The organism is Maribacter aurantiacus (assembly GCF_005780245.1).
GTDB lineage: Bacteria > Bacteroidota > Bacteroidia > Flavobacteriales > Flavobacteriaceae > Maribacter > Maribacter flavus.
Map to the genome: position 1 here is coordinate 88,716 of NZ_VBUK01000012.1, position 24,716 is coordinate 113,431.

12 protein-coding genes and 1 tRNA gene are annotated in these 24,716 nt (G+C 40.3%); 7 read left to right on the top strand and 6 right to left on the bottom strand.

What is annotated here, in order from left to right:
* From FEK29_RS16045 to FEK29_RS16065, 5 genes are all read left to right on the top strand, one after another.
* Positions 1-483 (top strand): ABC transporter ATPase, encoded by a 483-nt coding sequence (locus FEK29_RS16045; protein ID WP_138259455.1) that lies wholly within the window; start codon positions 1-3, stop codon positions 481-483.
* Positions 484-578: 95 nt separating this feature from the next.
* On the top strand, positions 579-3,488 hold the full coding sequence (locus FEK29_RS16050; protein WP_138259456.1) for a glycoside hydrolase family 3 N-terminal domain-containing protein: 2,910 nt from the start codon (positions 579-581) through the stop codon (positions 3,486-3,488).
* Between the two features lie 196 nt (positions 3,489-3,684).
* The gene (gene bshA / locus FEK29_RS16055) at positions 3,685-4,824 is read left to right on the top strand and encodes an N-acetyl-alpha-D-glucosaminyl L-malate synthase BshA (protein ID WP_138259457.1); all 1,140 of its coding nucleotides are present in this window, start codon (positions 3,685-3,687) and stop codon (positions 4,822-4,824) included.
* A 61-nt stretch (positions 4,825-4,885) separates the two neighbouring features.
* On the top strand, positions 4,886-5,257 hold the full coding sequence (locus FEK29_RS16060; protein ID WP_138259458.1) for a hypothetical protein: 372 nt from the start codon (positions 4,886-4,888) through the stop codon (positions 5,255-5,257).
* A 122-nt stretch (positions 5,258-5,379) separates the two neighbouring features.
* Positions 5,380-6,564 carry an OmpA family protein gene (locus tag FEK29_RS16065; protein WP_138259459.1) on the top strand — a complete coding sequence of 395 codons (1,185 nt, stop codon included), beginning with the start codon at positions 5,380-5,382 and terminating at the stop codon, positions 6,562-6,564.
* 215 nt (positions 6,565-6,779) lie between these two features.
* On the opposite strand, the gene FEK29_RS16070 is transcribed toward FEK29_RS16065, so the two are convergent.
* From FEK29_RS16070 to FEK29_RS17835, 4 genes are all read right to left on the bottom strand, one after another.
* A complete protein-coding gene (locus FEK29_RS16070) occupies positions 6,780-7,466 on the bottom strand; it encodes a hypothetical protein (RefSeq protein ID WP_138259460.1) in 687 nt (228 codons plus the stop codon).
* On the bottom strand, positions 7,463-10,567 hold the full coding sequence (locus FEK29_RS16075) for a PQQ-dependent sugar dehydrogenase (protein ID WP_138259461.1): 3,105 nt from the start codon (positions 10,565-10,567) through the stop codon (positions 7,463-7,465). Before FEK29_RS16075 ends, FEK29_RS16070 begins: the two co-directional genes overlap by 4 nt.
* Positions 10,568-10,661: 94 nt before the next feature.
* On the bottom strand, positions 10,662-12,218 hold the full coding sequence (locus FEK29_RS16080; protein ID WP_138259462.1) for an FAD/NAD(P)-binding protein: 1,557 nt from the start codon (positions 12,216-12,218) through the stop codon (positions 10,662-10,664).
* A gap of 151 nt (positions 12,219-12,369) precedes the next feature.
* Positions 12,370-12,460: transfer RNA gene (locus tag FEK29_RS17835), tRNA-Lys, on the bottom strand.
* A 210-nt stretch (positions 12,461-12,670) separates the two neighbouring features.
* Here FEK29_RS17835 and FEK29_RS16085 point away from each other — a divergent pair.
* The gene (locus tag FEK29_RS16085; protein ID WP_138259463.1) at positions 12,671-18,910 is read left to right on the top strand and encodes a PKD domain-containing protein; all 6,240 of its coding nucleotides are present in this window, start codon (positions 12,671-12,673) and stop codon (positions 18,908-18,910) included.
* Between the two features lie 212 nt (positions 18,911-19,122).
* The gene (locus FEK29_RS16090; RefSeq protein ID WP_317129190.1) at positions 19,123-19,929 is read left to right on the top strand and encodes a glycosyltransferase family 32 protein; all 807 of its coding nucleotides are present in this window, start codon (positions 19,123-19,125) and stop codon (positions 19,927-19,929) included.
* A 51-nt stretch (positions 19,930-19,980) separates the two neighbouring features.
* Here the strand turns inward: FEK29_RS16090 and FEK29_RS16095 are convergent, their stop codons facing one another.
* Both FEK29_RS16095 and FEK29_RS16100 read right to left on the bottom strand, forming a co-directional pair.
* Complete coding sequence (locus FEK29_RS16095; protein ID WP_138259465.1) at positions 19,981-20,733, bottom strand: 4'-phosphopantetheinyl transferase family protein; 753 nt, start codon at positions 20,731-20,733, stop codon at positions 19,981-19,983.
* Positions 20,726-24,694, bottom strand: a complete 3,969-nt coding sequence (locus FEK29_RS16100; protein ID WP_138259466.1) for a non-ribosomal peptide synthetase — start codon at positions 24,692-24,694, stop codon at positions 20,726-20,728. Before FEK29_RS16100 ends, FEK29_RS16095 begins: the two co-directional genes overlap by 8 nt.
* Positions 24,695-24,716: the final 22 nt, after the last annotated feature.

Consider the following 24,716-nt stretch of genomic DNA (forward strand, 5'->3'; position numbering starts at 1 on the left):
ATGCTAGCAGATTTTAATACACTACCCGATAGTTCCAGGGTATGGATTTACCAGGCGAACAGAAGTTTTACGGAACGGGAATTAAACGAAATACAGGACGACCTTACACTTTTTTTGGAAAACTGGACGGCCCACGGTAAGGACCTGAAGGCCGGTTTTGAGATAAAGTACAACAGGTTTTTGGTAATTGCCTTGGACCAAAGTGGGCAGGCGGCCACAGGATGCTCCATTGATGCATCGGTTCATTTTATACAACATTTGGAAAAAAAGTACCAAGTGGAACTGCTTGATAAAATGAACGTATCGTTCAAGCAAGGTGGTTTTATAGCCTATAAGAACTTATTGGACTTTAAGGCCATGGCCAAACAGAAGGCCATATCACGGAATACCATCGTTTTCAACAACCTTGTGGCGACCAAGGGTGAATATATGGAACATTGGGAAGTTCCCGCTTCCGAAAGTTGGCACGCGCGTTTTGTCTAGGTGCTAGCGGTCGTTAACATCTATTTTTATTAGGTTTTATCGATGAAATGCAATAAATTTCATGGTTTGATGTTATTTCCATACAGTAAAAACACATGAAGCTTTTTCTCAAATTTTTCTTTTTTCTTTTTGGCTCTTTTTTTCTTTTTGGACAAAACCCTTTGGTCAGTTCGGATAGTCTGGCCCAGGCCATTTGGGTAACCGAACAATACCAAAAAATGACCTTGGAAGAAAAGGTAGGGCAATTGTTTATGGTCATGGTTACCTCTAACCAACCCGATGGGGAAAAGGAGAAGATAAGGCAGCTCATTCTTGAGCAAAAAATAGGGGGAATCATTTTTTCAAAGGGTGGGCCCGTACGCCAGGCCAAACTTTGCAACGAGTTTCAATCCCTATCAAAGATACCGTTATTGGTGGGAATGGATGCGGAATGGGGATTGGCCATGCGTTTGGACTCCACCTATGCTTTTCCTTGGAACATGACCTTAGGTGCCATTCAGGACAATAAGATCATAGAAAAGGTTGGCTACAGGGTGGGACAGCACGCAAAACGCTTGGGGGTGCACATTAATTTTGCACCGGATATCGACATCAACACCAATCCTAATAATCCGATCATTGGCAACCGTTCCTTTGGGGAAACTAGGGATGTGGTTGCTGATAAGGGCATCGCCTTTATGAAAGGTATGGAAAGTGCGGGTGTGCTATCCAGCGGAAAGCATTTCCCGGGCCATGGCGACACCGATGTGGATTCCCACCATGATCTGCCCGTAATTCCTTTTTCCAGGGAGCGATTGGACAGTCTGGAGCTGTATCCCTTTAAAAAGTTGATCAACGAAGGTCTGAGTAGTGTCATGGTCGCCCATTTGGAGGTGCCATCCATGGAAATCAAGGAAGGTCTGCCATCCTCTTTATCGGAACAGATCATTTCTGGAATTCTCAAGGAGGAACTGGGATTTGAAGGTTTGGTTTTTACCGATGCCTTGAATATGCAGGGAGTTGCCATATTCGGTACCGATGGTGCCGTAGCGTTGGCCGCTTTCAACGCAGGCAACGATATTCTTTTAATGCCCCAGAACGTGGAGGATGCCAAAGACCTATTGATCAAAAACTACAACAGGGGCCGGATCAGTGAGGCAAGGCTTGCCCAATCCGTGAAGAAGATATTAATGGCAAAATTCAAGGTAGGACTCCATAATTATAGACCCATTGCCTTGGACAATCTGTACGAGGATTTAAATACCGTTGAGGATGATATCCTCTATGAGGAAGCCATTGAGAACGCCCTAACAGTTGTTAAGAATCGGTTTGACTTGCTTGGCATTAAAAATTTGGAAAACAAGAAAATCGCCTATGTAAAATTTGGGGATGCTCCCAATGATGACTTCATAACGGAACTGAACAAATATACTACGGTGACCCAAGTAAATGCCAACACCATTGAATCGCTCAAAAAGCAGTTGGAGGATTATAACTTGGTAATCATCGGACACCATAAGAGCAATGAGAGTCCCTGGAAACCCTATAAGTTTACTGACAGGGAACTCGCTTGGCTGCAAGAAATTTCCAATTTAAGGTCTTCAAACCTAATCCTGACCGTATTTGCAAAACCGTATGCACTTTCGGATATCTCCACGTTTCAGAATATTGATGCCGTGGTGGTCTCCTATCAAAATAGCGCCATTGCCCAGAGGAAAACCGCGGAACTTCTGTTTGGTGCAATTCACGCCTCGGGAAAGTTGCCCGTAAGTGGAAGTTTTGAATTTCGGGCCGGAACGGGAATTCAATTGTCATCGCTAAATAGGTTGGGATATAGTCTTCCGGAAAGGGTAGGTCTTAGTTCAAAGGGCCTTTCCAAGGTAGATGAATTGGTTCAGGACGGACTGGATAGTCTCATGTTTCCTGGGGCCCAGGTTTTGGTGGCGAGACATGGGAAAGTGGTGTACAACAAAAGTTTTGGGAAACCCACGTACGAGTCCGAAGTTGCCGTCGCCGATGATGATATTTACGACCTAGCTTCGCTGACAAAGATTTTAGCGACCTTACCCATGGTTATGAAAATGGAGGAAGAAGGAAAGATTGCCTTGAACGATACTTTTGAGGAACTGGTACCCGAATATTCCAATACGGAAATCAAGAACGTAACGGTCTTAAAGGCCTTGTCGCATTATGGACGGTTGCCTGCTTGGATTCCCTTTTATGTTCGCACCTTGGACGAAAATAGAAGGCCTTCAAAGGAATTTTATCGTACCCAACCAACGGATGGCTTTTCGGTCAAGGTTGCAGAAAACCTATATCTCACGGATGCCTATAACGATTCCATTTATAATAGGATTGGAAGACAGGATTTAAAATCCAACAGATATCGCTATAGCGACGTGCCATATTACGTCATGAAAAAGTACGTAGAGGATACTTTTGGTGAAAAATTGGATGTACTCGCAAACGATTTTCTATATAGTAGAATAGGGGCGAACTACACTACGTACAATCCTTTGGAAAAGATTCCAAAGAACAAGATCGTGCCTTCAGAAGAGGATAATTATTATAGATACCAGACCGTACAGGGATATGTCCATGACATGGGGGCGGCCATGCAAGGTGGGGTGGGAGGTCACGCGGGCCTGTTCAGCAATGCGAACGACGTGGCCAAGATTATGCAGATGTATTTACAGAACGGATACTACGGTGGGACGAAGTTCTTTGATTCCCGGACCGTAAAGAAATTCAACACCTGCTATTTTTGTGATAAAAACGTACGAAGGGGCGTTGGCTTTGACAAGCCCCAACTGGAACACAGTGGGCCCACCTGCGGGTGTGTTTCCAGAAAAAGCTTTGGACATAGTGGTTTTACGGGAACGTACACCTGGGCAGATCCGGAAGAGGAGATCGTGTATGTGTTTTTATCCAACCGTACCTATCCATCGGCCTCCAACACCCTTTTAGTTAAATCTGGGTTAAGAACTAGGATTCAGCAGGCCATTTACGACTCCATACTAAATTAAAGAGTAGTTTTGTAGTCAAGGGCATCCGTTGGAAGATTCCTTTAAAGCCTGTATGCCTTTGGGATTTCATAACTGACCGATTACAAAATGGATTTAGACAGAATGAAACCCTCAGAGAGGGATTTATTATGGTAAGCTAAATTCCAATACAAAAGGAAATGTTTAAGAATCAAGCTATTGAACTAATTTTATACGCATGAAAATTGCTATTGTTTGCTACCCAACGTTTGGTGGTAGCGGTGTTGTTGCCACGGAATTGGGAATCGCTCTCGCGAATAGGGGGCACGAGGTACATTTTGTAACCTATCGTCAACCCGTGCGATTGGAACTTTTAAACAATAGTATTTATTTTCACGAGGTACATGTGCCGGAATATCCTTTGTTCCATTATCAGCCTTATGAGTTGGCATTGTCCAGTAAATTGGTGGACACCATAAAATTGTACAATATAGATTTGTTACATGTCCATTATGCAATACCCCACGCTTATGCCGGTTATATGGCCCAGAAAATGTTGGAGGAACAGGGAATTTATGTTCCGATGGTGACGACCTTGCATGGAACCGATATTACCCTTGTAGGCAAGCATCCGTTTTATAAGCCTGCGGTGAATTTTAGCATCAATCAATCCGATGTGGTAACCTCTGTTTCCGAAAGCCTAAAACAAGGTACTTTGGAGATATTCGATATAAAAAAAGATATAGAGGTTATCCCCAACTTTATAGACAAAAACAAATACAAGCACACGTTTACGGATTGCCAACGATCGGCTATGGCCAAGGATGGCGAGCGTATAATTACGCATATAAGTAACTTTAGGAAAGTGAAGCGCATACCCGACGTAATCAAGGTATTCCAAAAGATTCAGGAAAGGATACCTTCTAAATTGATTATGGTAGGAGAGGGGCCTGAAAAAGAAGGTGCGGAACGATTATGTGAGGATTTGGGCATTGGCAATAAAGTCATCTTTTTGGGAAATAGTAATGAAATAGACAAAATCCTATGCTTTTCCGATCTTTTTTTGCTGCCGTCCCAAACCGAAAGTTTTGGTTTGGCGGCGTTGGAGGCCATGATAAATAAAGTTCCCGTGATTTCTAGTAATACCGGAGGAATTCCGGAGGTGAACGTCCATGGCGTAACAGGATATTTAAGTGATATTGGGAACATTGAGGAAATGGCCGAAAATGCGATATCCATTTTGGAGGATGATGACACCTTGGAGCGGTTTAAATTGAACGCAGTAAAGGAAGCCGAAAAGTTCGATATTTTAAAGGTATTGCCACTGTACGAGAAAGTATATGAACGAGCTTATAATAGCCGACTAAAAAATGTTTAGGTCCTTTATCCTCCTATTTATTCTCGCAGTTTCCTTGGGTTCTTGCAAGAGTCAAGAAAAAATGAAACTTGAAAATACCGATACAGTTGCAATGGACCTGATTATGAGAGGCGATCATAGTGGCTTTGAGCAGGAACAATTGTTAATAATTGATAGTCGGTTGGAATTTGAGAAGTTTTTCGGAAAAATCAATAGAACCAGAAAACCAGGCCTTCCTGTTCCGGAAATCGATTTTAAAAGAAATTCGGTCATTGTTCGCTTGAAAGGCACTACTACCAATAATGAACCCGATATAACCCTGCAAAAGTCATCCGAGGAAAGCTTACTCTTAAAGAAGATCCGGACAAACTCAAGAAAAGAAACCACGGCCGTGTTGACACCTTTTTTCATTTACAGTGTTCCCAAAGCAAATAAGGACGTAATAATCCAATAGATTACATCGGATAATTATAGGAATACATCTATCAAACGATAAAAAATACCTTACAAAGGACTTTTTTGAAAACTATCAGTTATTATACTAGTTTTACACTTTAATACCCAAATTCAATGGACATGAGAACCAAAATTTTATTTTCAGCAATAGCAACTCTTGCCTTTTCCAATATCTCTTTTGGTCAGGAAGAAGAACTTCAAATCACCTCAAAGGATAGTATCGTCATAAGTTCATGGATGGTAGGCCTCGGTTTCAATGCCGTAGACGATTCCGGAAACGTTTTTGACGGACTTTTCGATGTTGGGGATGAATGGAATATCTTGCCGTATCCTTCCAGGTTAAGTTTAGGAAGATATTTCAAAAGTGGACTAGGTGTGGAGGCCATAGGGACTTTGAACAAGTATAAAGAGGGCAAAATTATTGACGGGCAAGTGAATCCTGAAGATATTGACTATTATGCCATTGATGCTAGGATTACCTATGATTTGAACAAAATTATAGGGGAAACCGGTTGGTTCGATCCATACGTTGGTGTAGGAGCGGGTTATACCGAGGCCAATAATTTGGGAAGGGGAACGTACAATGCCGTGGTAGGATTTAGAACATGGTTTTCGGATAGATGGGGCTTGGATTTCAACTCGTCCGGTAAGTGGGCGATGAGTCAGTCGGAAGGTGCAACTAACCATATCCAACATGCCGCTGGGGTAGTTTACCAATTTGGTATCGAAAAGGGGCTATCAAAAAGGGGCGAGGAGAAGAAGGAATTGTTGGCTGCCATTGAAAAGGAAAAACAACGACAGGCAGATTCCATTGCCGAAGTCAATCGATTAAAAGAGGAAGCTTTGTTGGCAGAGCGACTTCAAAAGGAGAAAGAGGCTGCCGAGCTGGCCGCCGCAGAAAAAGCCGCTAGGGATAAAAAAGAGGCAGAACAAAAAGCGATTCAAGATCAAATAGACGGCTTAGGGCGGGTTTATTTTAGGTTTAATTCCTCGTATTTGACAAATGAGGATAAGTCATTGTTGGATAAACTTGCAGCCATACTCAAAGAACATGAAACTGTCAAATTGGAGATTTCAGCCCATACGGATGCTAGGGGTCCTGAGGATTTTAATCAATGGCTATCTGAAAGACGATTGGAAAGAACGGTCAACTACTTAAATGAATTGGGAATTACATCCGATCGTTTGGTTGGAAAGGCCCAGGGTGAATCCCAGCTGACCAACGAATGTGGGAATGGGGTAAAATGTCCAGAGGTCAAACATCAGGAGAACCGAAGGTCACAGTTTAGTATTATAGAGTTCTAACCTAGTTGGTATAAAACTTTGAGCCGGATCATTATTTAAAATGATACGGCTCTTTTTTTTTGAAATAAATATAATTGAAACTTTATCCATAGAATTATCTAAAACCTAAAGATAAAAGGCGCCTTGTTTTTTCTTATTTGCTGATTATGTCCGGTAGAATTATTTTATAATCAAGAATAAATTTTATGTTACTAAAATCTTACTTATAAGTGGTATTATCCAACGGTAAATGAAAAAATAGGGGAGACGGATTCATTCCCCTGACTGTCCTTAGTAACTACTTTCCAATAATAGGTTATACCCGCTACCACAGGAATACCAAGGAATTGGTCATTTTCCAAATCGGATTCAAATAACGCAGGGTCATTGTCCTCTCCAAAATAAAGATCATACCCTACAATGTCGTCATCTCGATCTTCAGCATTCCATCGTAAGTTTACTGTAGTTGCGGTCGCTGAGATGGAAGCTCCGTTGGCAGGCGAAATCGCCGTAGCAGGCGAAGGAACAAAAGATTCAGATCCAGGACCCTCGTTGTAAAAAGACCAAGTTTCACTTCGGATTTTATTTGGACTGGATGCTGATGAAATACTCCAAGAATATGGGGTTGCCCTCTTTAAAATCACGTTAAGTTGCGGTTCGTCACTTTCAAATTCTTGGATATTGGAGGTGTTGAGATTTGTGAGCGTCATTTTATAGGTTTGTACGCGATCAATACCCTCCCAAAGGAATGTCAATTCACTTTCTGTTTCAGAAACCAAAGTTCCTTCCGTACATTCCGAAAGATTTTCAGGAAACGTCAGGTTAATGGAAATCGAGGGCCCTAAAATTTCGGCTAGGTCGCTATCCGCTGAACAATTTCCAAGAAAGAGGGCAATCATCATTAAAGATGCGACTTTCCTCATGATTTTAATACTTTGATTATCCTTTTTTTCTTACCATTCCCAATTTGAACGACATAAAGCCCATCCGTCCATTGTGAGGTGTCTAATTTAATGGTTTTGTTGTAAACAGGTAGTGTTTCACTGAATACTATTTGTCCTAAAGTATTATAAACCAAAATTTCCTCTTTTTCACCTTCGAAATTGTTAAGAAATAGCTCCAATTGCTCGGTAAATGGACTAGGATAAGCGGTTATGGCACTTTCCATTAGTAAGGTCTCCGAATATGAACCATGACAACCTTCTTCCGATATGATGGTAAGATTATTTACCTCTTGTGTTAGGGGAAGGGTAATTTCATTTTCTACATCTTCCCAAAATTCCTGATTTAGTTGAACCCTAAATCGTGATGTGCCTGTCACAGAAACAGAAACCGTATTTTCAATAAAGTTCATGGAAGTGGATACCGATAGGGGTTCAGGTTCTCCAATAGTTATGTTGTAGCAACTTTCAAGGAACTGCCCATTAATTGATTTTAGACAAACATTATAGGTTCCCGATGCAAGGTCTGTAAAGGAAATACTTTCATTAAAATTCAAGCTCTCGTAACCTTCTTCATCGGATAAAACGGCCTGATAATTACCGCTGGACTTACTTGTTATCGTTAATATTCCTGTTGCTGTCCCCAGACAGGATACCTTAAAAGTACTTAGTGTGAACTGATCAGATGGAAAAGCTGCCAATGGACATCCATTTGATGAGACAATGGTGTTTTCAGGAGTTTCAGGGCATTCATCTTCGGTATCAGGAACACCGTCCCCATCCGTATCCATAAGCGACCAAATTGCTATGTTGTTTGTATTGGAACTATTACCGGCACGGCCAAAATTCCCACCCAAAAATAATTCCTTGATCTCCTCAATAAAACAAAGTGAATTACCTCTATTGTCGATTCCAACGTCCATTCCAGGCCCCAATGCTTGCCAGCCAAGAGTAGGGTTCCACCTGGCAACATTGTTCATTACTTTGTTTTCTGTAGAAATATCGCTTGCCGTTTCAAAAGTTCCCGTGACGTAGAGATTTCCATTATGCCAATTCAAATCATTAACATTACCGCTGATTCCAGCACCCAGACCCTCCCATGTCTGGTTTTGAAGGTGAAACCTGGCTATTCTACGTACGGTACTGTTACCTGCATTCACAAAGTTTCCGCCAGCATAGACGAAACCATTGCTTATAACAATAGCCTGAACGAAACCACTGGTGCCAGTTCCCAGCGCATCCCAATTGGTGCCATCCCATCTCGCAATTCTATTGGCATTTCGGCCACCTGCCAAATCAAAGTTTCCGCCAATGTACAAGTTGTTTTCTTCATCAAAGGCAATGGCCCTAATCTCATTGTTGGTTCCTGTTATACTTGTGCTACTATCGGTTAGACCTAGCCAATTTCCGTTTTCCCACTTTGCGATATTATTTACCGTCAATTCTCCCGCATTGCTAAACACACCACCGGCGTATAGAACGGAGCCGCTTTTGTCAAAGGAAATTTTGGAAATAGGTCCGTTTGTTCCGTTCCCCAATGAATTCCAATTTTCCCCATCGTAATATGCAATGTTATTTGCGGGTATTCCACCAATTTCACTGAAATCACCAGCTACAAAAAGATTGCCATTATCAGATAGGGCCATATCCAATATGGGACCATTGGAGCCTGATGTATAGGCACTCCAGTTACCATTGGAATCGTAGATGGCCAAATTTCCAACGCTTACACCTCCACCATTGCTAAAATTACCGCCAATTATCAAATTTCCATTACTGTCGGTTATCAAACACTCTACGGTGCCATTGGTTCCTGCATTCAAAGGAGACCAATTACCTACACCATTGACTTGGATGGTTTCTGGCCCCGATGAATTTCCGGATAATCGATATATTTTTGCCGAATTGGAATACCCAAGAAAGTACAGCTCTCCGGATTCGTCTTCACTAAAAGATGAAATATACGTGCCGTTTGTTTTGAATAGAAGTTCATTGGACACGGTTTTGGAGGCTTCATCGTAACGCAACGCCCAGACCCTTCCAGAAACATAATCCCCATAAACATAGGCGTTCTGCAAGCGGGAATCCAGAAGGCCGCCCTTATACCAATAACCACCGGTAATGGAAACATCCCCAGAATTGTGATCGTAATAAAATAGCGGCTTACTATCTGGCGTGGTGACCAAGGAAGTTCCTGAGCCATAACTGGGTTGGCTTTCAGCTTCAAATCTGTTCCACCCATAATTTCCGCCTTTTTCTATGAGGTTGATTTCCTCGAAGGCATTTTGACCAACATCCGCTCCCCATAGTCTACCTTGTTCGTCGAAGGAAAACTTCCAAGTATTTCGTATGCCCCAAGCAAAGAGTTCGTCCAATCCTTCTTGTCCTACCCTAGGATTATCACTCGGAATCTCATAATTTCCATTGGGTAGTTCAGGATTGGTTTCCAAGGGATTATTGCCATCAATATCTACATCGATTCTTAAAATACTTCCAAATACCGTATTTAAGTTTTGTCCATTTTTTTGGGGATCTCCGCCCCCTCCGCCATCCCCTATGGAAATGTACAGATATCCGTCCGGACCAAAGGCGATTTTTCCTCCGTTGTGATTGGAGTCGCTCTGGTTTTTTTGGAATTGTGCAATAACAAACTCGGAGGTTTCATCTAAAAGATTTGGATTCTCTTGGGATACGGTGTATCTAACGATATTGATCCTGTAATTATTCGGTCTATCTATAAAGTAAACAAAGACATAACCATTTGATATAAACTGTGGATGAAAGGCAAGGCCCAAAAGGCCTATTTCCTGACCTGAACTATAGGCCACTTTGTTGGATATATCTAAAAATGTAGCCACTTCATTTCCTGAGATGGATGGACTATTCGGAAATACTTTTATAATTCCGGGCTGTTCTAAAACGCACAATCGGTTACTACCATCAGGTGGTGCCTGCATTTCCACGGGGAAATTAAAGGAAAGGTTAGGAAAGGCATTTTCATAAGAAACCTGGGCAAAAAATGAGGTGCTTACAAATAGCAGTAGAATGACAAGTCGGAATTTGGGAACAGATGTTGGGGTCATGAAATATGTTATTTTCACAACCCCAAAAATACAAAGTCACAAACATTTGACTACTTCAAATCCATGAAATATGGACTCAAAAAGGAAGAATGGTCTACACGGCCACCTTTTCCGTCAAACTGGCCCAAAGATTTTTGGACAGCACATTGCTGGACCAGATAATACGAATACAATGTTCCAAATGCCAAAATATTTTATCCTCTATTTGATTACCGGCTAAAAGAGGTCCTGCAATGAATAGATTCTTCGATGCCTGCATGCTTTCATCAACATGAAATCCAATATTGGAGGGGTTTGGTTTGCATAAGCCATTGTCAATTAGATTTTGAAGGAAAGGGCTGAGATCATTTGAGGAGAGATTAACACTGCCCAGACAGTTGACTACCAAGTTGAAAGTTTCATGACCATCGTTATTGCTATTTTTGCTATCATGGACCTTATAGATGAGGTTTAGCCCTTCATTATTTTCCTCTAAAGAAGAAAAACGACCCTTTAGATGTGTAAACCTATTTATTCTGGAAAGTTCTTCTACAACTGAAAGGTAGTGATTCCCGGCACAGCGCTGGCGCCGTCCAATTTGATTCCCATGAAAACAGGCGAAATTAAGTAGTTCGTCCCTGTTCAATTTTGGTAGTAAAGAGCCAAAACCCCTTGATATAATTCCTACTGATGTTGCTGCACCAATACCTAAATTTTCCGCCTCATCAATATCCTTATGTGCCGCCTCTGAAATCATTTCCGCACTAAGGCTTGAAATGCGGGAAAGAGCCTCCAAATGGACCGGTCTGAACGATTTTGCCTTTTCTAAATCAATAGTGCCGTCGGGCATTACACCGTGTGAGGATAATGTTGTAAATGAAGTTTGAAACTCATCCTTTGGCAATTTGTCACATATTTTATAGATCATTTCCAATCCACTTGCATTGGCACCCAATATGGCGACTTTTGTCTTTAAGTTCCTTTCCTTTCTAGCTTTTACGAAATCAACTATCCGATTCATATTCTCCTCCATTCCTATGCCATAGGGTTCCTTGATATAAAGTGCATTTAAAGGGTTTTTAATTTCCTTTTCATATAACCTCTTATAAGGTAGAGATCCGATCGATAAAATAGTTTTATCCACATCTAGTGTTGAGCCATCCTTAAATGATATGATAAAACGGTCTTTTATTTTGGAAATACCAGTGGTTTCTTTTTGGATATAGTGCACCTCAAGTAGCCGTTCTTTAGATAATTTTTCAATACGATTTAAGACTTCCCGGCTTATGTATTTCCCAAAAAAGAATCTTGGTATATATAAGTCATCCCAATCACCCTTAGAGTATATAGGTTTGTTATTTTCAACCCATTTTTTGGCTAAATGACCTCCATTCTGGATAAACTCCTCCTGTAACGTATCTATATTTTCATTTAACCAACTTTTAAAATGCGTCCGATGTGGTTCTGAGATAAAATTCTTTAAATCCTGAATTAATAAAACGGATTTTCCAGAACGATCACCATACGGCATGCCTTTGAAAAAGTCAGCACTTTTATCAATAATGTATAATTCTACGGGTTTATTTTTTTGTTTGGTAAGACTATCTAGGAACGGAATGAGTGTGTAACTGGTTGCAATTCCTGCTCCAATAAAAGCAATTTTTGTAGACATTTTCTTTTGAAATTTGGTGTAAAGTAATTCAATTAAAAACTTGAGACAAAGTTTGGAACGACTAATTTGATGAAGTCCATTATTTGTTCGGTAACCTTCTTTTTGTTTTAATCTTGATAAAAAAAAGCCCGTTAAAGACGGGCTTTTTCTGCGGAGGAAGTAGGGATTCGAACCCTCGGAGGCATAAACCTCAATAACAACAAAAAGCTATTATTTGCAATAGACCGCTCTGCCATTCCTCCTTTAGGTTTTATATAACGTCATTCTTTTAATTATATTGTTGATAACTACTTCTTTTATAAGCTTAAAGGTTTCCTTTTATTCGCTTCTTGGCGTAAATTTGCACGGTTGAAATTAAACGTTTTTATGGGGTCATTTAACGATATTTATCTTAAAACGGTTTAACAATGTCTTTTTTTGTGGTCTCATATACTTACTATTGACTTAACGCTATGAAAAACAATTACAGTAACAATTCAAAAAAAATAAAAAATTCCCTTTATTTATCAGGTATTATTGGATTTGCGGCCATATTAACTGGATTTGGGCCCATGTTTTTTGGGCCTGGTTTAACAAATCCGGAACCTTTTGATCCATGGACGGATACGGCATTCACGCCAACAGGAACTTCTACAGATCCTTACGAGGTTGCCTTTCCCAATCTAACTTTTGACTCTCCCATAACTTTTAGTCCGGTGCCAAACCAAGCTAAGATTGTTGTAGGTCAATTGGATGGCAAGGTATTTTGGATGGGATCTGCCGATAATACTACGGTTAAGCAGCAAATCATTGATCTTTCCGCAGAAGTTGGAGATCGTAATGAAGGTCAGGTTTGGGATGGCGGATTCTTAGGTTTGGCCATTCACCCTGAATTTGGGACCACTCCAGGGAAGAACTATTTCTTTATTTATTACACGACCGCTTCGGCGAATCCTACCCTTGGAGGACCTCAGGGTTTTTCATGTAATGTAGAGACTTTTTCAGGAAACTACTTAAAATTGGAGCGTTTTGAGGTAGATCCGGTTACAATGGGTTTTGTAACCAATTCAAGGGTCACCATGATCAATAGAAGAATGTATAATACTACCCATAGGGGTGGCGGGATGGAATTTGGCGATGATGGGTTTTTATATTTATCCACAGGTGATCAAGCTGCCTATGTCAACGCACAGGAATTAGACGAAAATTTAGACGGAGGTGTACTTCGTTTGGATGTGGATATGATTGGGGGGGGTACAAGTCATGCCCCTATACGGACCTTATCTTCTCCTGGTGCCGGAGATGCAGATGAGTTTTCTGGAATTGAATATTTCATTCCAAATGACAATCCTTTCCCAAGCCCGGGAGGTGCCACATTTGAAGAGTATTATTCGATTGGACACAGAAACCCTCACCGTATGACGAAGGATAGAGGTACAGGTACTTTTTATATAGGTGAAGTAGGTGAAAACACCCATGAGGAAATCAACGTGGTGGGTGCTGGAAATAATTACGGTTGGCCAAAATATGAGGCAAATGCTTTACGTGACTTTTGCGGAACAGCACTAAATCCCTTAAGCAATGTACATACCCCTCCATTGACCCAATTTGTTAGGAGTGAAGCTAGTTCCATTATTGGGGGATACGTATATAGGGGTGCAAATATGCCTGAATTGGTCGGTAAATATATCGCCGCTGATTATGCACAGAACACCATATGGCAGATAGATACAGGTAATGGTCAAAAGGAACTATTGGGCAACTTTGGCCCTACTCAAGTTATTTCATTTGGGCAGGATATACAAGGGGAACTCTATTTCTTAAGATTAGGAAATAATGTTCCTTTATATAGGATGCGATCTTCTATTACCCAAGCATCAGCACCAGCGACACTGTCCGCAACCGGTGCCTTTACAAATCTTCAAAACTTAGATGTCGCAGATGGATTTATTCCATATGAAATGATTGATCCCTTCTGGTCTGATGGAGCTTATAAGACAAGGTGGATGGCGATTCCTAACGATGGCTCCCATAATACCGCGGCGGAACAAATTCAATGGTCGGAAAATGGTGATTGGGGTTTCCCCATAGGTTCAGTAATTATAAAGCATTTTGATTATCCGATTGATGATAATGATCCTACGGTTACGCGTAAGATAGAGACTCGTTTTTCTATTAAATCAACAGATGGAAATTTTTATTTTCTCACCTATAAGTGGAGACCTGATGAAAGTGATGCTGATTTAGTGGATATGACGGTTGGAGATACGGCAACCATACCAGTAACTACAGTGGGGGGAGGAACAAGAAATGTCAATTGGCTTTATCCCTCCAATACACAATGTGTGACTTGTCACAGTCCAGCTCTAGGGGGGACTTTGGGCCCCAGAACCCGATTCTTGAATAAAGAATTCGATTATGCGGATAAGGGAGGTACAGTGGGTAATCAATTGGTTACATTAAGTGAATTGGGGATTTTGAATCAACCTATTTCGGATTTCGATACTCCTGGATATTTGACCCATAAGTCAATTAATGATCCAAATGCTTCCTTGGATGAAAAAGCAAGGTCTTATTTGGATAATAACTGTGCATATTGCCATCAGCCAGCAACAGGAAATAGGGCGGATTTCGATTTAAGACTTTTCAATACTCTTTCCCAAACGGGACTTTTAACTGCCGGAATAAATCAAAATATTCCAGCGTTAGGGCCGGATCAACAAATTGTATATCCCGGAGATGCATCAAAATCTCAATTGTACCATAGAGCAAATAGTCTTGACCCGGGGATAAAAATGCCACCTTTGGCAAAAGGGATTGTAGACACGGAAGGTGTAGCATTATTGGAAGCATGGATTAATCAGTTACAGCCGCTTGCAACTCCACCAGCAGATGGTACCTATCGTTTGGTAAACTATGCCACCAAGGCAACATTGCAGTTAGCTGATGCTAGTACCGATGATGGTGTAAATGTGCAACAAGAAGGCTATGAAGGTCTAGATTACCAACACTGGGCTTTTGAGGGTTCCCCAGAATTGGGATATTACTATTTTCAGGCAGAGAGTAGCGGTAAATTCCTGGATGTAGCGGGCTTTGGTCCAAATATTGGGGTGAATGTCTGGCAATATACAGGAAACGCATCAGATGCGCAAAAATGGGAAGTCATAGATGCAGGGGATGATACGTTTAATATAATCTCTAAGGCATATGGAAATTATCTTGGTGTTGAGCCAAATGGGAATGTGGTTGTAGGAACCAATGACCAAAACAGTGATATTTTTAGGTGGGAATTTTTACCCACAAGTGTACCTGTTATTAGAGGAATTGCTGTTCAAACCAATACAGTGGTTACTTCTGAAGATGAAACGACAGAAGATATTGAGGTTACGCTTAAGTCTGCACCGACAAGTGACGTAACCTTGCAAGTTTCGGTTACTGGTGCTGCGGATGAGGTTACAGTCTCTGTAACAGAACTTACTTTTACCGCTATTAATTGGAATACTCCACAAACCGTAACGGTAACCGGGGTAAATGACACATTTGTAGATGGGGATCAAGAGTATAGTGTGCAAATATCGGTGGATGTTTCCCTTAGCGATGTTGACTACGCTGGCTTTGTTGAGACTATAGCGGGTATTAATGAAGATAATGATGGTGGGGCAGGTGCTCCTCCAACCCCCGGCATTTATAGAATTGTAAATGTAGCTAGTGGCCTTTCCGCCCAAGTTCTTAATGCAGGTACTGCTAATAGCGTAAATATAGAACAAGGCCTGTACCAAGGTGATGAGCACCAACAATTTGACTTGGTTTATCGTGAAAATGGCCTTTATTCACTTGAGGCAGTACATAGCGGAAAAGTAATGGATGTTGAGTTGGGTAATTCAAACCCCGGGACAAATGTATGGCAGTATACTTACGATGGTTCTACACCCCAACTTTGGACCATACAGGATGGCGGTAATGGCACGTACCAAATTATTAGTGAGTTAGGCGGACACTATTTAACCATAGACGCGAATGGAAACATCCTAGTAGATGTAGACAATGGAAGCGATAATTTCAAGTGGGTTTTTGATGAAATAGGTCCAGGTATTACCGTAAGTGAAGACATACTACTTACAGAAGAGGATGGTGACACGGATACCTTTACCATAGTTCTTAAAGAAGCACCTACAGCACCGGTCAATATTGGCCTGCAAGTTATAGAAGGGATTGGTGAAATAAGTTTGGATTTGGACCAGCTAATTTTTGATGCCAATACTTGGAATGTACCTCAAACGGTAACCGTTACAAGTATTGACGATATGGATCAAGACGGAGCTCAGGATTTTGTTGTGGAAGTGGTTGTGGTTGCGCCATTTATTGACCCTAAGTATGATTCTGGTATCGGGGATACGGTTTCCGGTATTAGTTATGATAATGATGGAGGAGAAAATGGACCTCCAGCACCAGGTATTTATAGACTTCGTAACGTCGGAAATACAGAAAGTGCAATGCCTGCGAATGGAACTGTGGCCAGTACTACCAATGCGGTAACGGGTGCCTATGGGAACGAAAGCTATCAGCATTTTGAGCTGATCTTGGAGGAAACGGGGTATTTTAGTATAAAGGCCATTGACGGTAACTTTGTTATGGATGTCCAAAACGGAAATCCAGATGCCGGAGCAAATATTTGGATGTATACTTATACGGGTACTAACAATGTTTCACAAGAGTGGGATATAGAAGGAGCAGGTAATGGAACTTTCCGTATAAAGAGTGTCATTAACCCAGGTAACGATTATTATATGACGGCCGGTCCTACTGACAGTAATATAACTGTAAATGAAGATGATGGCAGTGATTATTTTAAGTGGGAATTTCTTCCAACTGGTTACCCTCCGGAAGCTATTGCAAGTTCGGATATCATAGCAGGTAACGAACCTTTAACTGTTCAATTTAATGGTAGTGCTTCCACGGATGACAAAATTGATATCGTAGATTATCTATGGAATTTTGGAAATGGTGATACCTCCACGGAACAAAACCCTTCTTATACCTTTGAAGATGGTGGCACGTTTGAGGTAATCTTGACAGTTACAGATGGAGATGGTTATACGGATGACAGTGAGATTATCACCATAAACGTGAATGCTGGCCCAACGGCAGTTGCTTCTGCAGATGTTTTAGAAGGAAATGCTCCCTTGGAAGTTACTTTTACCGGTGATCAATCTACGGACGATGTAGCTGTTATTTCTTATGATTGGGATTTTGGTAACAGTGGAGCTTCAACAGTGGCAAACCCTGTTCAAACTTTCGGTTCACCAGGAACCTATACTGTGACCTTGACAGTCACTGATGATGCAGGATTACAGGATACAACGACTCTAGAAATCGTCGTAAATGAAAATGGTGCTCCCGTTGCCGTTGCTTCCGCTAACATTACGGAAGGAACGACTCCTTTGGACGTAACCTTTACAGGAGACCAAAGTACAGATGATATTGGTATTGTTACCTATAGTTGGGACTTTGGTGATGGTACCTTTTCCAATCTTCCAAATCCAGAGCATACTTTTTCCACCGCTGATGTTTATACTGTAACCTTGACAGTTACTGATGATGGAGGTTTAGAGGACACAGATACTATCACCATAATCGTGAGTGATCCTAATGGTGCTCCCATAGCTATAGCTACTTCTGATATTTCAGAAGGGCCAGCACCATTGGAAGTTACCTTTAATGGGGAACAAAGCGCGGATGATCAAGGTATAGTTCTCTATTCCTGGGATTTTGGAGATGGTTCAACCGCCTCAGAAATGAACCCTACACATATATTTGCTAGTGAAGGAACGTACGTAGTTATCTTGACAGTAGCAGATGCCAATGGGCAAGAAGATACAGATTCAATAACAATAACGGTTAACACGACGGCCAACATGGCTCCGGTTGCAGTAGCTACGTCAAATATAAGTAACGGGGAAGCGCCATTGGAAGTTTCCTTCACAGGTGACCAAAGTACGGATGATACGGGTATTGAAACCTATAGCTGGGATTTTGGGGATGGTACTTCTTCTACAGAAGTGAATCCTACGCATACCTATTCTAATGAAGGTATCTATACGGCGATGCTTTTAGTTACTGATGCAGAAGGGCTTACAGATTCGGCTTCCATTAATATTACGGTCAATGGCTTAGGAACACCTGTTGCAGTTATTGGTGCTGACTTGGAAGAAGGTCCTGTACCATTAGAAGTTACCTTTACAGGAGACCAAAGTACGGATGATGTTGGTATTGTATCTTACAACTGGGATTTTGGTGATGGAAATACTTCGGCAGAGCCCAATCCAGTTCACATTTTCACTGATATAGGGGAGTATGTTGTAACACTCACCGTAACGGATGGCGATGGTCTGCAATCAACAGACGAAATCACGATTATCGTTAACGATGAAAACGAGACCCAGGCAGAGCCAGATTTCGAATTTGTACTCACACCAAACCCAACTACGGATTTCGTAGATGTAGTAATGAGCGAGAATTTTGATCAGGATCAAATTCTGGGTGTTATGATACATGATATGTCAGGTAGGTTGATTAGGCAATTCATGGTAGATGAAGTGTTGGAGGGGACTGTGTTACGCCTACCTACAAATACTTATAGGAACGAAGTTTATGTGGTAACCGTAATGTTCGCAAATAATGAACCTGTTTCCAAAAGATTGATTATTAACTAAGATTGTAAGTATCTTGGATTAGAAGGCCACATTTTAATAATGTGGCCTTTTTATTTTTTTACAATGTAGTCCTCAGTTTGTTTATTATGACACGTATAGGATATTAGGAGTAAATGACTTAATTAAAGATGCTCATCTTGATTAATCCAATTTTGAACGTTTTAATTACCTTTTAAACCTAATAAGAGGTATTTTCGATATTATTTAATAGCATCAATTTTACATCCAGAATGATACCTAAAATTATACATTACTGTTGGTTAAGTGGAGAAGAGTTTCCTCAAGACATAAAAAGGAATTTAGCATCATGGAAAGCCATGTTACCAGATTATGAATTCATGTTATGGGACACCAACCGTTTTGATTTGAACCAATGGCCTTTTGCCAAAGAAGCATTTGAAAAGAAGAAATATGCCTTTGCCTCAGATATTGTGAGACTTTATGCCGTTCAAAAATATGGTGGTATTTATTTGGATACGGATGTACAGGTATTAAAAAAGTTTGACGATCTTTTGCATCTACCTTATTTTGCAGGATTGGAACACGCTAATATCATTGAAGCAGCCGTTTTCGGTGCTGAAAGAAATTCGGATTGGTTGAAATTATGTTTGAAGCATTATGATGGTAGGTCTTTTGTGAAAGAAGATGGAAAATATGATATTACCATATTACCGTCAATCCTAAAAAAACAACTACAAAAGGAAAAGGAATTGGTGGAAATGAGCCCTGTCCAAATTAAAGGGGTGGAAGAGCTTATAAAAGATGAAAGCAAGTTTTTCTTATTTCCCTGTGAATATTTTAGTCCGAAGGATGTTGAAACTGGTACCATTCATAGTTCTAAGAATACCTACGCCATACATCACTTTAACAGTTCATGGCTTCCTGGATTTTCAAAATTTAGAAGAAAATTGAAGCTTCTTATAGGTTCAAAAACAACTTCTAGAATTATTTCAAATCCTCTGATAGGGGGTATGTTGAAATTTTTTAAGAAAGTCGAGTCAAAATTGGACACGAAATGATTTTAAACTTCACGGGAATTCAAATTCAGAAAATCTGAAGAATACCCGAAATTAAAATTCAGGCAATGGACTAAAATATATTGGACCAGCTGATTTATGGTAATCGCCTTCACAGCACAATGCACCAATGTGTTTTTCGTCAACTTCAAAACTAAGCGTAAAGAGCTTTGTAGTTTTGGGCAGGATATCCTCCTGAATATTATGGTAAGCATCCGTAACGCAGAGCCTTATTAATTCCTCGCTTATCCCTTTGCCAATGGCCTTTAAAATAGCTTCTTTCCGTGTCCAAAATTTGTAAAATGTTCTTGTTTTATCTAAACTGTCTTGTAATTCGTTTATTTCCTTTGTACAAAAAACGCTAGGAATGATATCTGAAAAGTCTTGGTTAAGGACCATTTTTTCAACATCGATTCCAACCATTTTACTCCCTAGGATAATTAATGCGAAATCCCCTGAATGTGAAACATTAAAATAGGTGTTAGGATGGGAGGGTAGAAAGGGTTTTTCAAAAGAATCTTTTTCAATTTTGATCTCTAGTGCATTTACACCGATTTCTTCTGCCAGTAGTATTCTTAGAAAAGACCTGGAAATAATGAACCTATTTCGGTCAGCTTCAAAATGATATTGTTCAGATCGAAGTTTTTCATCAGTATTCAAGTTGTCAATAAGATGTGTAATAACATCTACATAGTCCGCTATAGGGATTTTAAAAATCTTAAAACCCAATGTATAATTCAGATTGGAGTTTTTAGGTTCAACTATAGTTGAATTTATCTTAATGCTACCACAGTACAGATTATTCAAAACTATCTACATTATAGTTATCCAAGGCATGTTGCAATTTTTCAGCAAATATGTGTACTTTTTCCTTATCGAACATATCGATGTGGTTTCCAAGAACCATATGCCTTCTTACTCCTTTTGTAGCAATGTTCTTCCATCCCAAGTACTTTTTATCGTGTACTAGGTTAATTTCTTCTTCAGCTTTGAATAGATCAATTACGATGTCCTGAGGTTTAATTGTATAGGTATCTGTCGCATTGATGTGATTTTTTTCCATTTTCAAGGAACGGTGGTGCTGCATTTCATGTTGTTTTTCCTTGCCATATTTCAGCCTTAGAAAGATTCCCTTGAAATGTTGCTTAAACAATCCTATTCGCCATTTAAAATTCTTTTTGCTTCTCACCATATTAATGAGAACATGACCAATCTTGAGCAAAGTATATCCTGTTCTTACCATTTTTTTCTTTATAGGACTTTCAAAATAATAATCAGGAAATACATAGGTATCAAATTCTGCAACGATTTTAACCTGTTTACCCTGTTCCCTTAACTGTCTCGCCATTTCAAAGGCTATCGTTCCACCTAGCGAAAAACCTGCCAAGCAAAAAGGACCATTTGGATTCGTTACCATGATTTCCTTAAGATAGTCTCTTGCCATATCATGCATGGAATCATGAGGCTCCTCAACACCGTCCAATCCTCGGGCTTGAAGTCCATAAACGGGTTGGTCTTTCCCCAATGCCTGGGCAAGTTCATTGAATATCAATACATTATGATGAGCGCCATGAACTATATACAAAGGTGGTTTGGTACCTTCAGGTTTAAGGGGCACCAAGCAATCCCACGTTATGAACTCTTTGTCCATGTAAGCTGCCAATTTTTTAACCGTCGGATGTTTTAAGAGGGCTACAAGAGGCAATCTGTTTCCAGTGGAATCCTCTATTTTTGTCATTACGCGAACTGCCACAAGTGAGTGACCGCCCAATTCAAAAAAATCACTATTAACGTCAAGGTTGTCTATATTTAGGCATTCTTCCCATATTTTAGCAATGATTTCTTCGGATTTCGTGTTTGGTCGTGTATGGGTAAAATCATTTTCTATTTTATTTTCCAATCCCTGTAGGGCCTTTCTATCAATTTTGCCATTAAGGGTTTTAGGAAATTCATTTAGAAAGATATATTCCTGAGGGACCATGTAGAGGGGCAATTGGGTCCTAAGAATATCTTTCCATTGAGAAGTTTGATTTTTTAGGGTTTCAGGGCTTATAATATAGGCAATTAATCTATCGTAGTTGAGAAGTACCACCGAGGCATCAATTCCATCTATAGAATCCAAAGCGTCTTCAATTTCACCTAGTTCTATGCGATGTCCTCTTATTTTTACTTGTTGGTCTATCCGACCCAAACATTGTAAATCCCCATCTACTGTAATTTTTGCCAAATCCCCAGTTTTGTAAAGAATTGGACCTAAATGGTGATTAAAGGGATTTTCATTAAATTTTTCAGCAGTGAGCTCAGGACGTTTTAAATATCCATTAGAAACACCATCTCCTGCAATACATAGTTCCCCTACCTTACCAGGTTCTACCAAAGAACCACGTTCATCGATTAAATAGCACTGTGTATTGGCCAATGGACGGCCAATAGTAACAAATTCGTCCGTCTGGTTCAGTTTTTTCACCGTCGACCAGATGGTGGTCTCCGTTGGACCGTATAAATTCCAAAGTTCGTCAACTTTATCGATTATTTTCTTGAACAATGAAATTGGCAGGGCTTCACCCGTGGAAATAGCTCTAATAGGTAAAGGTTCTTTCCATCCAGCATCCAGCAACATTTGCCAGGTTGCCGGTGTTGCCTGCATCATGCTCACCTTTTCTTTTTTGAGAATGTCTAACAATAATCGAGTATCCTTTACAGCAGCATCATCGGCCAATAACAATTGTGCTCCTGCAAGTAAGGGGGCATACAGTTCCGCACCGGCAATATCAAAGGAAATAGTTGTTATGGATAGAAATATGTCCGATTCTTGAATACCAGGTTCATTTAAAACACTTTGTAATAGATTGACCAAGTTTTTATGGGTAACCTGAACTCCTTTAGGTTTTCCCGTAGAGCCAGAAGTATATAATAAATAGGCCAAACCATTAACATCTATAGGCTCGCCTGACCAAGATACCTCCATCGAAGGTAATTTAGGTAAAATGTCCTCGCTATAAAGAATTTTTGAATTGGACGAAGGGGATGCTGTAAAACTTTTTGAGGTAATGAGAAATGTAGCTTCGGAGTCTTCCAGCATATATTCCAATCTCTTGGAAGGGTAGTTTGGGTCTAAGGGTACATAAGCTGCTCCACATTTCATAATGGCAAAAAGAAATGAAACCATTTCTATGGATCTTTGTAGCGCCACCCCTACAAAATCTCCTTTTTTAACACCTTGGTCCTTAAGGTAATTTGCCATTTGATGAATTTGATTGTTTAATTCACCATATGTGATATGCTCACCTTGAAAGGTAACGGCGGTTTTTAAAGCAACTTTTTCGGCCTTTATTGAAAAAAGATCCGGTAAGGCTATTTTGGGATAAGTTGCTTGGGTATTGTTCAATTCCGCATAGGCAGAAACATCAGTCTTGATAATATCACCTATGGGATTTGTTGGGTTATCAACAATACTCTCTAGGACTTCCGTAAACGAAATCATCATTTCTTCAATACTAGATGCACTGAAAAGCGAATTATTGTAGGACCATTCCAGGATAAGGGCACCTTCGGACCCCGTAGCATTTAAAAAAAGTTCAAATGCCTCAAAAGCTCTAGGATTACTTTTCAATTCATGGGTTAAACCATCAAATTTAACCGCACTGTCCATTCCCATATCGATGTTAAAGGCAACAGGTACCAATGGAACCCTTGATGGGTCCCGGGCAATAGCCAGTTTTTGAAGTAGCTGTCCAAAACTGAACTGTTGATGTTCGTAGGCATCAAAAATCTTATTTTTTCTAGCTTTTAGATATTCATTGAAAGGTGTATTCTTATCAATGTTCGTGCGCAAAGGCAACAAATTCACGCAGTGGCCAATGAGATGGGTATTATTGTGAAGTGATTGACCAGCGGCTGGTAATCCCAATACCAAGTCATTCTGTCCCGTAAGTCGATTAAGAAAAACCTCGAAACTTGCCATTAAGGTAACCACTAAACTGGCCCCTGACTTAATCCCAACTTGTTTCAGTTTGCTTACCAAATCACTTGGTATAGGGAAATCTAATCGATTACTTGTATAGGTTCTTATTTGAGGTCTAGGATAATCCGTTGGCATAGTAACCGTGGGGACATTACCTTTATATTGCTCAAGCCAATATCTTTCCGTTTCCTCGAATTTTCCACTCCTCAAGAACTTTTGTTCCTCTTCCGCATAAGAACTAAAGGTTGCAGGTTCGGATATTTGCGCTAAAGTTCCATTTTTAATGGCATTGTATTGGGCGCTCAACTCTTCTAAAATAATTCCCATGGACCATCCATCACATACAATATGATGACCCGTTATAACTAATTGATGTTGATTATCGGAGAGTTTTAACAAACCAATTTTTAGTAATGGACCTTTAATTAAATCAAATACATGTTGGGCATCGGCGGTCAGGTAATCCTTAATTCTCTTTTGTCTTTCTTCGGGGTCAAGATTGGAAAAATCCTTTTCGGTAATCTCTATTTTAATCGATTCGAAAACCGTCATAAAACGACCGTCCGGACTAAAAGTGGCTCTAAGTGCCTCGTGCCTTTCGGTCATTTTTTCAATGGCCTGATGCAGGGCATTTGTGTCGAGTGACCCTTCGATTAATAATGAAACTGATTCATTATAGGCCCTATTGGCATCGTCACCGCCAAGCTTGCAAGCAATCCAAATCTCTGCTTGGGCCTGAATCATTGGAATTACTCTTTGTATAGCAGGACCCTTAAAAGGATTGTAATCAACGGTATTTTGCATTCCTGATTGGTTAATGAGAAAT

Coding starts and splice junctions, on each gene's coding strand:
- bshA (WP_138259457.1), top strand. CDS start 3,685: ATGAAAATTGCTATTGTTTGCTACCCAACGTTTGGTGGTAGCGGTGTT.
- FEK29_RS16085 (WP_138259463.1), top strand. CDS start 12,671: ATGAAAAACAATTACAGTAACAATTCAAAAAAAATAAAAAATTCCCTT.
- FEK29_RS16075 (WP_138259461.1), bottom strand. CDS start 10,567: ATGACCCCAACATCTGTTCCCAAATTCCGACTTGTCATTCTACTGCTA.
- FEK29_RS16100 (WP_138259466.1), bottom strand. CDS start 24,694: ATGCAAAATACCGTTGATTACAATCCTTTTAAGGGTCCTGCTATACAA.
- FEK29_RS16050 (WP_138259456.1), top strand. CDS start 579: ATGAAGCTTTTTCTCAAATTTTTCTTTTTTCTTTTTGGCTCTTTTTTT.
- FEK29_RS16080 (WP_138259462.1), bottom strand. CDS start 12,218: ATGTCTACAAAAATTGCTTTTATTGGAGCAGGAATTGCAACCAGTTAC.
- FEK29_RS16060 (WP_138259458.1), top strand. CDS start 4,886: ATGAAACTTGAAAATACCGATACAGTTGCAATGGACCTGATTATGAGA.
- FEK29_RS16070 (WP_138259460.1), bottom strand. CDS start 7,466: ATGAGGAAAGTCGCATCTTTAATGATGATTGCCCTCTTTCTTGGAAAT.
- FEK29_RS16045 (WP_138259455.1), top strand. CDS start 1: ATGCTAGCAGATTTTAATACACTACCCGATAGTTCCAGGGTATGGATT.
- FEK29_RS16065 (WP_138259459.1), top strand. CDS start 5,380: ATGAGAACCAAAATTTTATTTTCAGCAATAGCAACTCTTGCCTTTTCC.